The sequence below is a fragment of the Cutibacterium namnetense genome (assembly GCF_001642025.1).
Taxonomy (GTDB): domain Bacteria; phylum Actinomycetota; class Actinomycetes; order Propionibacteriales; family Propionibacteriaceae; genus Cutibacterium; species Cutibacterium namnetense.
On record NZ_LWHO01000003.1, the window covers coordinates 295,762 to 311,826 of the forward strand.

Below are 16,065 nucleotides of genomic sequence, written 5' to 3' on the forward strand. Positions count from 1 at the left end.
CCTTGTCCCGTGACAATGCTATCGAGGCGCGCCATCGACTACGGGTTCCCTCGGCATTTACAATCCTCTTCGTACTAACGGTGCTCGCTGTTGTCTGTACGTGGTTTGTTCCTGCGGGGACGTACTCAAAGATGAGCTACACCGCTGGTTCTAATCAGTTGGTGATTGTGGACCCCAATGGAGCCACAACGAAACATACTGCAACCCAGGCGACTCTCGACAAGTACGGTGTCGCAATGAAGATCTCAGAGTTTACCTCGGGATCAATAACGGGATCAGTGTCGGTGCCAGGTACTTATCAGCGAGTTGCCCCTCACCCCGCGGCCATCGGAGATATCACTAATGGGATGGTGACTGGCACGATTGAAGCCGTCGATATTATCGTCTTCATCCTCGTTTTGGGTGGACTCATCGGGGTGGTGAAAGCGAGTGGCGCATTCGAGGCTGGCCTTGGTCGTCTCACCGCAAGATCGAAGGGCAGGGAGTTTCTGCTTGTCCTCTTTGTATCTCTCTTCATGATCGTAGGTGGTACGACCTGTGGGCTTGAAGAAGAGGCAGTTGCTTTCTATCCAATTTTAGCCCCGGTATTTATAGCGATGGGATATGACGCCCTCGTCGTTGTGGGGTCGATCTTCCTTGCTGGATCGATTGGTACTTGCTTTGCGACGATCAATCCGTTCTCCTCGGCAATTGGGGCCAATGCTGCTGGTATCCGACTTACTGAAGGGATGACCTGGCGCGTCATCGGACTTGTCGGGGGCGCTATCGCCGTGGTGCTCTATTTGGCGTGGTACTCAAAGAAGGTCAAGGCTAATCCTGAATTCTCCTATGCGTGGGAAGACCGGGAAGCCTTCGCTGCTCAGTGGTCGCTGGGACATGGTGGTGCTGAGATTGGATTCGATTGGCGGCGCAAGATTATCCTGTTCCTCTTTGCGGCAGCTTTTCCGATTATGGTCTGGGGTGTCATGGCCCGAGGCTGGTGGTTCCCAGCTATGGCTTCCTCATTCCTCGCTATCACGATCATCATCATGTTTATTGCAGCTACAGGACCGAACAAGCTCAGCGAGAAAAAACTGGTCGATTCGTTTAGTGCAGGTTCGTCCAGTCTTGTTGCTGTCTCTCTTATCATTGGCTTGGCCCGTGGAATTAACCACATTCTCAATGAAGGAATGATTTCTGACACCTTGTTGTATGAATCAGCAAAGGTCGTCTCCCATGTCAGCGGCCCGGTCTTCGTGCTGTCCTTGCTGATCGTATTCTTTTTGCTCGGCTTCATCGTGCCGTCATCGTCAGGGTTGGCGGTCTTGGCTCTGCCGATCATGGCTCCGTTAGGAGACACTGCAGGGGTCTCGCGGGCTACTGTGCTTTGTGCATACCAGTGGGGTCAATATGCGATGCTCTTCCTGGCACCTACCGGCTTGGTGATGGCAACCCTGCAGATGCTGGACATTAAGTACTCACACTGGTTGAAGTTCGTGTGGCCGCTGGTGGTGTTCGTCCTCGTCTATGGCGGGATTTTGCTCGTGCTTCAGACGGTGATGTGACCAGCGCACTCGCCAGCGAGTGTACATCGCGATGAGTACATGACGTAGAGTGTGTGCGCCATGCCCAATAACACCTTGCAGCACACCGAGGCCCCGACCTATCGGGTTGTGACCTACGGGTGTCAGATGAATGTTCATGACTCCGAGCGCATCGCCGGACTCCTCGAGGAGGCCGGCTACGTTCCCGACCCTAGAACTGACACGTTGGCACCAGCTGACGTCGTTGTCTTCAACACCTGCGCGGTGCGAGAAAACGCTGATAACCGCCTTTATGGCACCCTCGGCCACATGGCTGCAGTGAAGTCGGCTCATCCTGGGATGCAGCTAGCGGTCGGTGGCTGCATGGCTCAGAAGGACAAAGACACCGTTGTTGCGCGAGCTCCATGGGTTGACGTCGTTTTTGGTACCCACAACGTTGGCTCGCTACCAGCTCTGCTTAAGAGAGCTCGCCACAATGCGACAGCCCAGGTGGAGATCGAGGAGTCTCTGGTCACCTTCCCGTCGAACTTGCCGGCCAAGCGCGATTCCGCTTATTCGGCGTGGGTATCCATCTCGGTGGGTTGCAACAATACGTGCACCTTCTGCATCGTTCCACAGCTGCGCGGTAAAGAAACTGACCGCCGTCCCGGCGAGATTCTTTCCGAGATCCGCGCCCTCGTTGATGAGGGAATCCAAGAAATCACGCTGCTAGGCCAAAACGTCAATTCTTATGGAGTCCAATTCGGCGATCGTGGCGCTTTCGCTAAACTGCTTCGTGCTTGCGGAACCATCGATGGCCTAGAGAGGGTAAGGTTCACTTCCCCACATCCGGCGGCTTTTACCGACGACGTCATCGCGGCCATGGCTGAGACTCCTAACGTCATGCCAAGTTTACATATGCCGCTGCAGTCCGGTTCCGACGTTGTGTTGCGTCGGATGCGCCGTTCGTACCGGTCAACGAAGTTCCTGGGCATCCTTGACCGGGTGCGCGAGGCCATCCCTGACGCTGCTATTACTACCGACATCATCGTTGGGTTTCCTGGTGAGACTGATGAGGACTTCGCTGAGACGATGCGGGTCGTTGAAGAGTCGAGATTCTCCGCAGCTTTCACCTTCCAATACTCCATCCGCCCGAACACCCCGGCCGGCGTCATGGCGGATCAGGTTCCAAAACCGATCGTCCAGGAACGCTACGAGCGACTTGTCGAGCTTGTCGACGACATCGCCTGGCAAGAGAACAAGGCCCAGGTCGGACGGACGGTCGAGGTCATGTTTGCGCAAGGGGAGGGCCGCAAGGACGAAACTACCCATCGCGTCACGGGCCGGGCTCGCGATAACCGTTTAATCCACGTCAGTCTTAACCCCGGTGATGATGTGCCGCGTCCAGGTGATATTGGTGAGGTCGTTATTACTTCTGGTCATCCGCATCACTTGGTAGCTGATGGTGGCTTGGTGAATTTGCGTCGTACTCGCGGCGGAGACGCGTGGCAGGCTCGTCAGGAGTCCTGTGACACTCCAACGATGCTCGGGCTTCCTACCGTGAGGATGCCGCGACGCTGATCGGTGGGCGTTACAAGTGCGGCGTTTTGAGTGAGTTGTGAAGACATACGAGGGGTGGTGCTCAGCGGAGCACCACCCCTCGTATTGCAGCACGGCCACTCCCATCCGGAGCGGGTCCTCAGCGGGGGACAGGCTGCGTTATGTCGTGGACGACTCAGAGATCGCCGAGCTTACCTTTGAGGGCATCCTGGCCCTTGTCGACCTGATCGGAGAACTTGCCGCCGGTTTTGTCGTCGACAGCGTCGCCAGCCTTGTCGATGCCCTGCTCGACCTGATCGCTGTGCTGGCTGGCCTGATTCTTGATGTCGTCCTGGTGATTGTTAATGGCGTCCTTGGCCTTATCGAAGAGTCCCATGTGATCTCCTTTCGGGAGTTTTCCCCCTCTCGGGGATGACTCTTCCAGGCTACACATGGGGTGGTTCATCTGTGTGAGGTTTTTCGCTCTACGCGTTGCTATGAGTATGTCGGGATGGTGCGCAAGGATGAAGACGTGAATCTGCCGGTCATCTGCCTCATCGGACCCACTGCTAGCGGAAAATCAGGGTTAGCGGTGCGAGTGTGTCGTCGCTTGTATGCCGAAGGCCACCCTGCCGAGATCATTAATACTGACTCGATGGTGGTGTATCGCGGGATGGACATTGGTACTGCTACCCCTACACTCTGTGAGCAGCAGACCGTGGTGCATCACCTGGTGTCAATCCTTGATGTGACCGAGCCCTGTTCGATAGTACTGATGCAGACGCTGGCCCGCGACGCCGTCGAGGATTGCCTGTCTCGTGGCGTCATCCCGTTCCTAGTTGGGGGTTCGGCGCTGTACACCAAGGCCATCCTGGACGAAATGTCTATTCCGCCTACTGATCCGCAAGTGAGGGCTCGGTGGCAGGAGAGGTTAGATGCTCAGGGGCCGCACGCGCTGCATGACGAGCTTGCTCGCCGTGACCCCAAAGCTGCAGAGTCGATCTTGCCCGGCAATGGCAGGCGGATCGTTCGAGCTCTCGAAGTTATTGACTTGACAGGGTCGTTTACTGCCACGATCCCCGACGGGACCTTCCACTGGCCTAACACGGTACAAATTGGCCTGGAACTGCCGCGCCAAGATATGGATCAGCGTATTGCCGAACGGGTCGATCAGATGTGGGCAGATGGTTTCGTTGACGAGGTGTGTTCTCTCGTTGACGCCGGCCTTCGAGGGGGACTTACCGCGAGCCGAGCATTGGGGTACCGTCAAGTGTTGGAGTATCTGGACGGTGAGTACGATGAGGATGAGGCGCGTCGTAGGACCGTCACTGGTACTCGCCGCTTCGCCCGTAAACAGCTTATGTGGTATCGCCGTGATGACCGCATTGAATGGTTCAATGCCCTCTCTTCGGACCTTGATGACTGCGTCATGGCAAGGGTGTTGACCGCTTTGTCTGCTGGCGAGGAGGATTGATGTCATGACGACGACGTTCTGGAAGGGACACGGCACCGGCAATGACTTTGTCATCGTCGACCGGCATGATCCGCTAACCCCCAAGCAGGTGCGTTGGCTGTGCCATCGCCGGTTCGGCCTCGGGGCTGACGGCACCCTCCAGGCTCTGCGAGCCAGGGACGTCGCGGACTGGAATGGTGATCCTGATCTGTGGTTTATGGATTACCGTAACGCTGACGGCAGCACAGCGGAGATCTGCGGCAACGGCTTGCGAGTATTCGCGCGTTACCTCAGCCAGACCGAACGCATGACAACCACTGAGGCTGACGTAGCGACGCGCGCTGGAGTGCGCCATGTCTGGCTGCGTGACGACGATGATGTGTCTGTGACCATGGGGGCGGTCCGGATTGAGCCCGACGAGGTGACGATCGAGCACCGAGACATGCGGTGGCCGGCGTGCAAGGTCGACGTGGGCAATCCGCATGCCGTCGTTGTGACCGACCACACCACAGTTTCTGGTATCAACCTTGCTGAGGCGCCGACTTGGCGGCCACGATCCGCATTCCCAGCTGGTGTCAACGTCGAGTTTGTCAAGCAGATAGACCAGCACACTGTGGCGATGCGAGTCCATGAGAGGGGCTCGGGGGAAACGATGTCTTGTGGTACAGGGACAGTCGCGGTCGCCGCAGCCATGGCCGCTCGCACTGGACACCGAGGACCGTGGACGGTGCAGGTCCCCGGCGGACGAATTGTCGTCACACTAAGCCCCGCCGACGATGGTTACCGGGCCATCCTTACCGGTCCTGCGGTGATCTTGGCCACCGGCCACGTGGATCTGCCGGACCAATGAGGGCCGGCTGGCGAACTCTGGTTAGTGAATCTGTCGGAACGCCCTCCTACACTAAACGCGATGGCATCGGGGCATGAGGACGGATACTGGGTGAGAGAGACCGAACGAATCGACGATGAGCGCGAGGATGCGCTGGAGGTTGTCGACGATATCAACGACCAGAGCGACTACGACGGCGGCCAATTTGATCTAGAGGCGCGCCTATCGCTGACCCGTGTCCCGGGTATGTCGACTGATCTGTCGGATATTTCCGAAGTCGAGTACCGTCAGCTGAGGCTGGAACGGGTGGTGCTGTGTTCGGTGTGGACGCAGGGGACCGCCACCGACGCCGAGAACGCTATGGCGGAGCTGAAAGCTCTTGCTGAGACGGCTGGTTCTCAAGTACTCGAAGCCGTCATGCAGCGTCGGACCACCCCGGATCCGGCGACATATATCGGTTCGGGCAAGGTGGCAGAACTTGCCGAGGTGGTGCGGGCTACCGGTGCCGATACTGTCATTTGCGACGGCGAGCTCGACGCCGCCCAGCTGCGCAACCTCGAGGACCGGGTCAAGGTCAAGGTCGTCGACCGGACGGCCCTGATCCTCGACATATTCGCTGAACATGCGCGTAGCGTCGAGGGTCGTACCCAGGTGGAACTTGCCCAGCTCAACTACCTCAAGCAGAGACTGCGTGGTTGGGGCGGCAATCTGTCGCGTCAGACAGGTGGACGAACCGCTGGAGGTGCCGGCATCGGAGGTCGTGGTCCCGGTGAGACTCGTATCGAGACTGACCGTCGGCGTATCAGCCATCGGATTGCGGTGTTGCGTCGTCGTCTCAAGCGCATCGAAACCACCCGTGCCTCCAAACGGGTTGATCGTATCCGTAACAAAGTGCCGTCAGTGGCGATCGTGGGTTATACGAACGCCGGTAAGTCCTCCTTGCTCAACCGGCTCACCCGTGCCGGGGTACTCGTCGAGAATGCGCTTTTTGCTACCCTTGATCCCACTACCCGTCGGACCACCACTTCCGACGGTCGGGTCTACACTCTCACCGACACGGTGGGGTTCGTTCGGCACTTACCCCATGACCTCGTCGAGGCTTTTGCGTCCACTCTGGAGGAGACGGCGACGGCCGATGTGCTCGTCCACGTCGTCGATGCAGCTGATCCAGACCCGATTGGCCAGGTCGACGCGGTACGCGGGGTGCTGTCGGGGATTGGGGCCAGCGACATTCCAGAGATCCTTGTTCTTGATAAGATCGATCGTCTCGACGATGACGTCATTTTGACCTTGCGCTCGACCTTCCCGGGGGCGTATCTGGTTTCTGCCCATACAGGTGAAGGAATCGACGAGCTTGTCGAAGCCATCGAGGCCGGACTTCCAATTCCATCACGGCGGGTTGATGTCGTCGTTCCCTATGCGCGCGGAGATCTCATGGACAAGATCCACCGCAACGGAACTATCGAACTCGTCGATCACACCACCGATGGCACTCATGTCATTGCTCACCTTCACCCTGCTTTGGCGGCCGCGGTTGAGGAGGCTTGTGATGGGGATTGAGCCGGCAGAGGTCAGCCAGATGTGTCGTGATCTCCTCAGCACTGCTGTCTCTGAGATGGGTGGCCAGGAGAGGCCTGGGCAGACCACGATGGCTGAGGCTGTCGACCAAGCCATGCGCGACGAGCTGCACTTATTGGTCCAGGCTGGCACGGGAACGGGAAAATCCCTCGGCTACCTGGCTCCCGCCTTGGTTTATTCTATCGAAAAAGGGACACAAGTCATCGTCGCCACCGCCACGCTGGCTTTGCAGACTCAGCTCGCCCATAAGGACATTCCGGCCATCCTCGACGCATCTGACAAGATCTTGTGCCGTAGACCGAAAGTAGCAGTCCTCAAGGGTCGAAGTAATCATATTTGTCTGCACAAGGTGCGGGGCGGTTCAATCCACGCCAAGGGGCAGGGCACTCTCGTTTCGGGGGCAGATCTCGTTGTTGAAGCCGATGACATTCGGGAGGCAGAAGCCGCTCCGGCGTCTGCGTTGGGGGCCGAGGTCGTCATGTTACGGGAGTGGGCTGAAAAGCAGGTTGAGGAATCTGGGCTGGGCGATCGCGATGATGCACCGCCCCATACTCCGCTCGCATGGGCTCAAGTGAGCGTGCCAGCCAATGAGTGTCTTGGGGCTCAGCGGTGTCCGTTCGGTAGCGAGTGCTTATCGGAGACTGCACGGGATCAGGCCCGAAATGCTGACCTGGTGGTTACCAATCACGCGATGCTCGCGATTGATGCCCTCAATGGTGGACGCATCCTCCCGGAGCATGACACGGTCATTATTGATGAAGCCCATGAGTTGGTGAACCGGTTTACTAGGGCCGCTTCAAAGGATCTTTCTCCAGCTACCGTGACGACGACAGCGAAGCGGGCGATGAGCTGGCTTGATGATGACGTGGGCACCGACCTACTGGATCAGGCCGATTCCATTGCTCATGCCCTGGACGCGACGGCTCCAGGCCGGGTTACCAAGACGGATGCCCAAGTGATCCAGGCCTGTAGCGTGTTGCGTGACCTCGCTCGCGTAGCAGTCAGCCAGCTGGGTCGAAACGACGAGGACTCTAGGGAGCTAGTCGATGCGGAGAGAGTGCAGGCTCAAGCCGCGATGCGCGAGGTTTTCGAGACCGCCGAACGCATGGTGGGGCTGGCCGACGCCGACGTGGTCTGGGTTTCTGAGTCTGAGAAGGGATACCGCAGCATTCACGTAGCTCCGCTGAGTGTTGGCGGCCTACTACGGGAGAACGTCTTTGCTCAGTCCACGACGATATTAACGTCGGCGACCTTGTGCATTGGTGGGAGCTTCCTCGCGACAGCGCGCAGTGTTGGGCTGTCTGCGCGCGAGCAGATTGAGGGAGACACTCCGGAAGTCCTCGACACCCAGATGGGGTGGCGAGGAGTTGATGTTGGCTCACCTTTCGACTACTCGAAGCAGGGGATTCTTTACGTCGGTAGGTCGTTGCCCCGCCCGGGGCGGGAAGGTATTGCACCCGAGGTGCTCGACGATCTTGCGGAGCTTGTGTGGGCGGCCGGTGGGAGAACGTTGGGGCTATTTTCCTCTCAACGCAATGCTGTGACTGCCGCCGAGCATATGCGCAGTGCTATGCCTGATATTCCGGTCTTGTGTCAGGGAACAGGGCATCTGGCCGATCTTACTCGGCGGTTCATGGCCGATGCGCGCACTTGCCTATTTGGAACCGTGTCGTTGTGGCAGGGGGTTGACATTCCTGGTGATACCTGCCGTCTGGTTGTTATTGATCGAATTCCGTTTCCGCGACCCGATGACCCGCTCATGGCAGCCCGGAGTAAGGCTGTTGAGGAAGCTGGCGGCAACGGGTTTATGACGGTGGCGGCTGGCCATGCCGCGCTCTTGCTGGCCCAGGGGGCTGGTCGGCTCATCCGTTGCGCCGACGATCGTGGGGTGGTCGCTGTCCTCGACCCACGGCTGGTAACTGCTAGGTATGGCGAATTTTTGAGGGCGTCGATGCCGCCTTTTTGGACGACGACCGATCGAGAGATGGCTGTTGGTGCGTTGCGAAGGCTGGGCGAATGATGAGGTTCTTGAGGGGTCAGAGAAAATTCTGTCAGCCGTGTTCCATATGGGCTTGTGGTATGTCTCGATGGTTCCAATCGCGTGTGCATCTTGTCTCTAGGAATTTTATGGAGCCGTTCTAGAGTCGTCTCATTAGCGACACAGCCTGGCCTAGAAGGGAAGCATCGTCGAGATTGATCGGTGAGTGGGCAGGGTTGGAGGCCAACAACCATGGCCGTCCCGAGACTTTGGATAAGGTGCGGACGACGGTCGTCCCACCCACTGTGGCTACCACGAGGTATGCCTCAGGTGGATCGTCGGGTAGCTCGCTTGCCGATATACGCCGCACTACTACGAGATCTCCGGAGCGGATCTCGGGGGACATCCCGTCGTCGCGAACGATGATTGCTGTGTGCTCGCCGTGACTTAGGAACTGGGGCGGCACCGCGATGACGGTTTCGTCGTGTTCTTCGCGGGCGGTGGTATCCGGATTGAGGAGTTTGATGTGGAGGGCTTGCGGTCCATGTGGATGGTTGGCCTCGACGGCGTCTTCGACCACCTCGAGGGTGCCATTGGTTCGGCGTAGCAGCCCCAGATCGATGAGGGACGAAATACGCCGCTGGATTGTTGATGTGCTCGCAGCTTCTGTCATCTCGGCAAGGGCGCGGACTGTTGGGGCTTTGCCGTCGCGACGCAGCCCCTCCTTGACGGCGGCCAAGACTTCGCGCTCCTTGGCGGATGGCTCACGGGTATGTGTGAACGGAGCAGCCGACGAAACGGCGGCCGGGTCCGAAGTGTCGGTTCCGGGCGTATCGGTGGTCATGCCAGTCACGGTATAAGGCAGCTACGACAGTTCCCCGCAGCGGCGTTGTGGCTCCGGAGAAGGGGTGTGGGGCCATGAGTAGGACACCTAATCCGCTCCCACTAGGTTGTTCTCCGCGCGTCCCATGGTGGCGACGGCGAACCTGTCGGCTCGAGGGGATGTCATTGATGACACCGGCGGACCTCTAGTCGCCGGCTCCTTCCCGGGGATACCTCCCGGGATCGCTGACGGGAGCGGATGGCTCTCGTTGACAGAGAGGTGATCCGATGAGTGCTCAGACGTACGAGTGGGATATCGAGACGACGCTCAGTGGCCGAGGCAACCTGGTTGTCGGGCCGTGGCAGGATGAGTTTGCCGAGCCGGTGGTCGTTATCGACCGGCGGGAATTGATGGCGAGGCGCCCTGGCGTCATTGTGCGCCACCACCCCTATCATGACCGGTTCTGGGACGCCGCTGTGCTGGCAACCATCGCTGTCATGATTGTCGGGGTGATTCTCGCCGTAGGACGTCTTGGTCAGGTGTGGCAAGGGGATCTTGCCAGTGGGCATGAGGATGATGTGGGCGTTGCTCGGGTCGACGCGCATCATCCTGAAGCGCTATCCGGTGTCAGATCCTGATGAGGGGGCGGGGCATAGGGAAGCTCGTCTTCGGCGTGTCGCGCGTGGCGACTTGACGGACGGTCCAGCCCCGCCCTTGAAAAGCCACCTCTGAATACCAGATGTTGTGTCGGGCGGTTTCGGGATACCTACAAGTTGTGTTTTTGGTCCTGGTTAGGAGTAGTCTTCCAGAGCGACGGCAAGTCAGCTGTTCGGAACCTAGTGAGGTTGGGAAAGGAGGCGATGATGCGCTGCCCGTTCTGTCAGCACGATGACTCTCGAGTCTTGGATTCGCGGGTATGCGAAGACGGTACTGCGATCCGTCGGAGGCGGCAGTGTCCGATGTGTGAGCGACGGTTTACGACCATCGAACGCATGCAGATGACGGTTCACAAGCGCAACGGCATCGAGGAGCCTTTCTCTCGTGACAAGGTGATCCGTGGTGTGCGCAACGCATGCAAAGGACGCCCGGTCACAGATGCCGATCTGGCTTTGCTGGGGCAACGCGTCGAGGACGGCTTGCGGGCCCGAGGGATCGCGGAGATACCCAGCGAGGAAATTGGGTTGGCGATCCTGGGGCCACTGCGTGAGCTTGATTCCATCGCCTACTTGAGGTTTGCCAGCGTTTATCTGAACTACGACACCATCGAAGACTTCGCCACTGAGATTGATCGGTTGCGAGACGAGTCTTCCGATAAAACGAAGTCTTCGAGCCGTAAGCGGCCTTCGAAGCACGACGAGCCGCTTTTCTGACCAGCGGCAGTGCGTCGAGCGTGCCGCAGTTCGCACTAAGTATCGATACCAACCACCCGTATCACCGAAAATTCAGAGGGAGCTATGACTGAGACCAAGTCCGCACCACGCAGGACGAGCCGCTCTAAGGGGCTGCACGTCGAGCGCACCTTCAGCACTGAAGGTGTTCATCCTTATGACGAGGTGACCTGGGAACGCCGTGACGTCGTGCAAACAAACTGGCGTACCGGCGATGTGGTCTTTGAGCAGCGCGGGGTCGAGTTCCCCGACTTCTGGAGCGTTAACGCCTCGACGATCGTTACCAATAAGTATTTCCGTGGTGCTCTGGGTACCCCGGTCCGCGAGGATAGCCTCAAGACCCTCATCGATCGAGTCGTCAACACCTACGTGACCACTGGGCGTGAAAACGGTTATTTCGCGTCTGATGAGGATGCCAAGGTCTTTGGCGAGGAGCTGATCTGGCTATTGGTGCACCAGTACTTTAGCTTCAATTCCCCGGTGTGGTTCAACGTCGGTACTACCAGCCCCCAGCAGGTCAGTGCCTGCTTCATTCTTTCGGTGGATGACTCGATGGAGTCGATCCTCAATTGGTACCGAGAAGAGGGATTCATCTTTAAAGGTGGTTCCGGTGCTGGTCTCAACATTTCTCGCATCCGTTCCTCGAAGGAGCTGCTGAGCTCCGGTGGCACGGCTTCTGGTCCGGTCTCTTTTATGCGCGGTGCTGATGCCTCAGCGGGGACCATCAAGTCAGGTGGCGCCACTCGTCGTGCTGCCAAGATGGTCGTCCTCGACATCGACCACCCCGATATTGTGGAGTTCATCGAGACTAAGGCGCGCGAGGAGGACAAGATTCGTGCTCTGCGCGATGCTGGGTTCGATATGGACCTGGGCGGGCGTGACATCAGCAGCGTTCAGTATCAGAACGCCAACAATTCGGTGCGTGTCTCCGACGCCTTCATGACGGCTGTTGAGCAGGGTAAGCCCTTTGGCCTGACTTCCCGCACCGAGCCTGGAAAAGTGCTTGAGACCGTTGATGCCAGGGAGCTCTTTGGCAAAATTGCTCAGGCTGCTTGGGAGTGCGCCGATCCCGGCTTGCAGTACGACGACACCATTAATGCCTGGCATACCAGCCCGAATAGTGGACGGATCAACGCCTCGAACCCGTGTTCGGAGTACATGAGCCTGGACAACTCCTCATGCAACTTAGCTAGCCTGAACTTGCTGAAGTTTCTTGACGAGAATGACCACTTCGACATCGAGAAGTTCACCAAAGCTGTTGAGCTCGTCATCACTGCGATGGACATCTCCATTTGCTTTGCTGACTTCCCGACCGAGGCTATCGCTGAGACGACCCGTAATTTTCGGCAGCTCGGTATCGGATACGCCAACCTGGGCGCTCTCCTTATGGCCTTGGGGCTGGGCTACGACTCCGATGGTGGACGCGCCCTCGCGGCTGCCATCACCTCCCTCATGACTGGTGTCTCCTACCGACGCTCCGCCGAACTGGCTGCCATTGTCGGGCCCTATGCCGGTTACGCCAAGAACGCTGAGCCGCACCAAGCCGTCATGGCTAAGCATCGTGACGCTAACCGCCAGGTTCACCCGCTGCACGACAACGACACTGCCGCTCTGGCTGCTGCCAAGGCGGAATGGGACAAGGTCATCAAGCTCGGTCATGCCAATGGTTTCCGCAATGCTCAGGCTTCTGTGCTTGCCCCGACCGGCACCATCGGCTTCATGATGGACTGCGACACCACCGGCATCGAACCAGACTTTTCTCTGGTCAAGTTCAAGAAAATGGTCGGCGGCGGCTCGATGCAGATCGTCAACCAGACGGTGCCGCGGGCCCTTAAGAACCTCGGCTACACCCCTGAGCAGGCCGAGAAGATCATCGCCTACATCTCCGACAACGGTTCGGTCGTGGGTGCTCCTGTCCTTGATGAGACCCACTACGAGGTCTTCGACTGTGCCATGGGCGCTCGGTTCATCGCCCCGATGGGTCACGTAAGGATGATGGCTGCCGTCCAGCCTTTCCTGTCTGGTGCCATCTCTAAGACCGTCAACCTGCCGGAATCCTCGACGGTTGAGGATATCGCCGGGGTCTACATGGAGGGCTGGAAGCTTGGCCTCAAGGCTCTGGCCGTTTACCGCGACAACTGTAAGGTCGGTCAGCCTCTCTCTGAGGTCAAGAAGAAGGAAGAGGAAGAGAAGGCCGAGCCGGAAATCCGGATCGAGTACCGCCCGCGTCGTCAGCGTCTGCCGAAGTCACGCATGGGCCGTACCACCAGCTTCCAGGTTGCGGGAGCCGGAGGTTATCTCACTACCGGCGCTTACGGTTCTGGACGCTTGGGTGAGATCTTCCTCAAGCTTGGTAAGCAGGGATCCACCCTTGCCGGTGTTATGGACGCCTTCTCTATCGCGGTGTCTATCGGCTTGCAGTATGGTGTGCCGCTGGAATCCTTCGTCCAGAAGTTCTCCAATCTCAAGTTCGAGCCGGCTGGCATGACCGACGACCCCGACATTCGGATCGCCTCGTCGATCATCGACTATGTCTTCCGTCGTCTGGCCCTCGACTACCTTGACGTTGATGAGCGCGCCGAGCTGGGCATCTACACCGCTGCCGAGCGTGCTCGCTACGTCCAGACGGGTTCCTACCTGTCTGATGAGGAGCAAGAGCTCATTGACTCGGAGACCCTCAAGGACACGCCAGCTGACCGCGTCCGGGTGCACGAGGATGGAGCTAACCAGCCCGGTCTCTTCGCAACTCAGGAATCCCTCGAGCGGGTGGGTGGGGCACACACCAGTGCCGAGCTCCTTGAGGAACAGATGGGTCGTGAGGTTGACGCCCCGCTGTGCTTGACATGCGGAACGAAGATGCGTCCCTCGGGATCCTGCTACGTCTGTGAGGGTTGCGGTTCCACCAGCGGTTGCAGCTGATGGCGCTATGACCTAGAGCGGGGCAGGGGCACGGTAGGAGCTGTGCCCTTGCCCCGACCTTTAGTGGTCACGGAATAGTTTCCAGGGGTCGAACGCACTCCGGGTTTTGCGTCGGATGGCGGGATCCGGGGGAGGAGGCTGCAGATAGCGGCGCGACCTACTAGGTTGGAGTTATGGACGAGCCACCAGACTTCGCGTTCGACCTGGACCGCAGCACAGCGCAGGCGTGGGATCAGTTCGCCGAGCGTCTGGCGGAGGTCGTCTCTGTCATTGACGACGACGGCGAGCTAACGATCTCAACCTTGTCCGCGCGCACCGACACAGCTCCGTTCATCCGCTTCGTGCAAGACGATCCCGGCTGTAGCGACGACACCGCGATGATCCTGGCCGAAGCGTCCAGCAATAGCTGCCTACCGGAGAGCGCATGCCTTACGTCGGGCCAGCTCGACGGCCTGAGCTCGTTAGGGTGGCAGGTTCCTGGAACCTGCAAGGTCCATCAGACCGACAACTACTGGGTGTATCGCAGTCAGGACGATTCCGAACAACTCGCCGAATTGGCTGTGAAGACTCTGCGCGACATTTTCGGTGTTCCGCATCCGGTGTTCCTGGCTCCCGACCAGCTTGCGGAGATTTTGCAGCCTGAACCCCCGTTGTCGCCCACGGAGGCGGCTAGCGTCCCGGCCATCATGCCGGTAGATAAAGATCACCTCGACCGTCTCGTCGCTGATGAGCTGTCCCACATGTTCGGCCACCCTGCCATCCGGGACAGCGAAGGTGATTTTGCTATCCGAGTAGGGACGTGCATGGTCTTCGTACGCACCACCCCCGATGCCTCGGAATTGTTACTTTTTGCTGCTCTTGTCCATGACGTCGAGGGGCGCTCCCGTGCTGTCGAGCTGCTCAATGACCTCAACGTTCAGTCCCGCTACGGGCGTTTCGCCCTTCATCAAGATCGAGTGTTCGTGACGATGTCGGTGATGGCCCGCCCCTTCGTCGCTGCACATCTTCACCAGGCCGTCTCCATCATGTCGCGACTGGCTGATGGCTTGGACAACGAATTGGCCCGCAAACTGCATGGGAGAACTACTTTTGAAGAGGGTTCCTGACCCGACTCCCTTCGCCTCAGGCCACGTGGTGGGACAATGTCATAGGGGCCAATAGCCTTGACGTCTCACCGAGGAGGACCACCATGACTGACGATCGAACCTCATCGAAAGCTCGCCGTGCCACCGTCATCGTCGGAGTCGATGGCTCCGAGGACGGATTGCGCGCCGCTCGCTACGCTGCGGGATCGGCAATCAGAAGAGACGCTGATCTCATTGTCCTTCACGCCGTGGATGACGCCGCCGTTGCGGGCGCTTGGGGAGTTGTCTACGACCCGACCGCCCTACAGGATGCTGGGCAGGTCGTCGTCGATGACGCTATTCATGTTGCGGTTGAGCGGGGGATGGATCCTGATCGGATCTCTGGAGAGGTCGTCTTGGGTAACCCGGCGGCCATTCTGGCTGATCGCAGCGCTGATGCTCAGCTTGTTGTCGTCGGCCGTCGCGCTACCTCGGGTCTGGAGCGTATGTTCGTCGGGTCAACCTCTGTAGCCGTGGCAGGAATGTCGGCAGCACCGGTGGTGGTTATCTCCCGCGCTTCGACCCCGGATCCGACTGGCAGCGAGAAATGTGTTGCGGTCGCGGTCGGCCCCCAGAGCGTAGGGACTGCAGCCGTCGGTTTCGGATTCGCCGAAGCTGACGACCGTGGCTGCAAATTGCTCGTTGTAACGGTCCCTGGTAACGACTCCGAGGAGGTTCATGGTGAAGCTCTCAAGCGACTCGCTGAGGTCGTCAAACCGCTCGCCCATGAACATCCCAGTGTTGAGGTCGAGACCCGCGTGCTGTCCGGAGAACCCGTCGACGCCTTGGTTGATCTCTCGGGCGGCGTTGACCTTCTCGTGGTTGGTATGAAAAAGCATCCGGTCTTGGGCTGGACTGCAGGTGGTGTGAGCCGCGGCATTATGGCGCACGCTCAATCGCCGCTAGCTATCTGCCACTGACCAAGTCGCTGG

At 58.9% G+C, this 16,065-nt stretch carries 13 protein-coding genes; 11 read left to right on the plus strand and 2 right to left on the minus strand.

Features of this window, described 5'->3' with window-relative positions:
- The first annotated feature begins 2 nt into the window (after nucleotides 1–2).
- Nucleotides 3–1,544: a YfcC family protein gene (locus A5483_RS04975; protein WP_002548987.1), complete on the plus strand. Its 1,542-nt coding sequence runs from the start codon at nucleotides 3–5 to the stop codon at nucleotides 1,542–1,544.
- Between the two features lie 60 nt (nucleotides 1,545–1,604).
- A complete protein-coding gene (gene miaB / locus A5483_RS04980) occupies nucleotides 1,605–3,083 on the plus strand; it encodes a tRNA (N6-isopentenyl adenosine(37)-C2)-methylthiotransferase MiaB (RefSeq protein ID WP_063811156.1) in 1,479 nt (492 codons plus the stop codon).
- A gap of 154 nt (nucleotides 3,084–3,237) precedes the next feature.
- On the opposite strand, the gene A5483_RS04985 is transcribed toward miaB, so the two are convergent.
- Nucleotides 3,238–3,438 (minus strand): antitoxin, encoded by a 201-nt coding sequence (locus tag A5483_RS04985; RefSeq protein WP_063811157.1) that lies wholly within the window; start codon nucleotides 3,436–3,438, stop codon nucleotides 3,238–3,240.
- Between the two features lie 117 nt (nucleotides 3,439–3,555).
- Here A5483_RS04985 and miaA point away from each other — a divergent pair, with 117 nt between their 5' ends.
- The 4 genes from miaA to A5483_RS05005 all read left to right on the plus strand — a co-directional run bounded on the left by miaA (nucleotide 3,556) and on the right by A5483_RS05005 (nucleotide 8,921).
- The gene (gene miaA / locus A5483_RS04990) at nucleotides 3,556–4,515 is read left to right on the plus strand and encodes a tRNA (adenosine(37)-N6)-dimethylallyltransferase MiaA (protein ID WP_241497683.1); all 960 of its coding nucleotides are present in this window, start codon (nucleotides 3,556–3,558) and stop codon (nucleotides 4,513–4,515) included.
- 4 nt (nucleotides 4,516–4,519) lie between these two features.
- On the plus strand, nucleotides 4,520–5,344 hold the full coding sequence (gene dapF / locus A5483_RS04995) for a diaminopimelate epimerase (protein WP_002548659.1): 825 nt from the start codon (nucleotides 4,520–4,522) through the stop codon (nucleotides 5,342–5,344).
- A gap of 90 nt (nucleotides 5,345–5,434) precedes the next feature.
- The gene (gene hflX, locus A5483_RS05000; RefSeq protein ID WP_465249467.1) at nucleotides 5,435–6,883 is read left to right on the plus strand and encodes a GTPase HflX; all 1,449 of its coding nucleotides are present in this window, start codon (nucleotides 5,435–5,437) and stop codon (nucleotides 6,881–6,883) included.
- Nucleotides 6,873–8,921, plus strand: a complete 2,049-nt coding sequence (locus A5483_RS05005) for an ATP-dependent DNA helicase (protein ID WP_063811159.1) — start codon at nucleotides 6,873–6,875, stop codon at nucleotides 8,919–8,921. The genes hflX and A5483_RS05005 overlap by 11 nt, the downstream gene beginning before the upstream one ends.
- Nucleotides 8,922–9,039: 118 nt before the next feature.
- Here the strand turns inward: A5483_RS05005 and A5483_RS05010 are convergent, their stop codons facing one another.
- Nucleotides 9,040–9,723: a LexA family protein gene (locus A5483_RS05010; protein ID WP_042842607.1), complete on the minus strand. Its 684-nt coding sequence runs from the start codon at nucleotides 9,721–9,723 to the stop codon at nucleotides 9,040–9,042.
- Between the two features lie 266 nt (nucleotides 9,724–9,989).
- Here A5483_RS05010 and A5483_RS05015 point away from each other — a divergent pair, with 266 nt between their 5' ends.
- The 5 genes from A5483_RS05015 to A5483_RS05035 all read left to right on the plus strand — a co-directional run bounded on the left by A5483_RS05015 (nucleotide 9,990) and on the right by A5483_RS05035 (nucleotide 16,053).
- The gene (locus tag A5483_RS05015; protein WP_002548663.1) at nucleotides 9,990–10,340 is read left to right on the plus strand and encodes a hypothetical protein; all 351 of its coding nucleotides are present in this window, start codon (nucleotides 9,990–9,992) and stop codon (nucleotides 10,338–10,340) included.
- A 225-nt stretch (nucleotides 10,341–10,565) separates the two neighbouring features.
- Nucleotides 10,566–11,072 (plus strand): transcriptional regulator NrdR, encoded by a 507-nt coding sequence (gene nrdR, locus A5483_RS05020; protein WP_081474400.1) that lies wholly within the window; start codon nucleotides 10,566–10,568, stop codon nucleotides 11,070–11,072.
- An 84-nt stretch (nucleotides 11,073–11,156) separates the two neighbouring features.
- A complete protein-coding gene (locus A5483_RS05025) occupies nucleotides 11,157–14,009 on the plus strand; it encodes a vitamin B12-dependent ribonucleotide reductase (RefSeq protein WP_002548519.1) in 2,853 nt (950 codons plus the stop codon).
- A gap of 173 nt (nucleotides 14,010–14,182) precedes the next feature.
- Nucleotides 14,183–15,115: a T3SS (YopN, CesT) and YbjN peptide-binding chaperone 1 gene (locus A5483_RS05030; RefSeq protein ID WP_063811160.1), complete on the plus strand. Its 933-nt coding sequence runs from the start codon at nucleotides 14,183–14,185 to the stop codon at nucleotides 15,113–15,115.
- Nucleotides 15,116–15,198: 83 nt separating this feature from the next.
- The gene (locus A5483_RS05035; protein ID WP_063811161.1) at nucleotides 15,199–16,053 is read left to right on the plus strand and encodes a universal stress protein; all 855 of its coding nucleotides are present in this window, start codon (nucleotides 15,199–15,201) and stop codon (nucleotides 16,051–16,053) included.
- The last annotated feature ends 12 nt before the right edge of the window (nucleotides 16,054–16,065 follow it).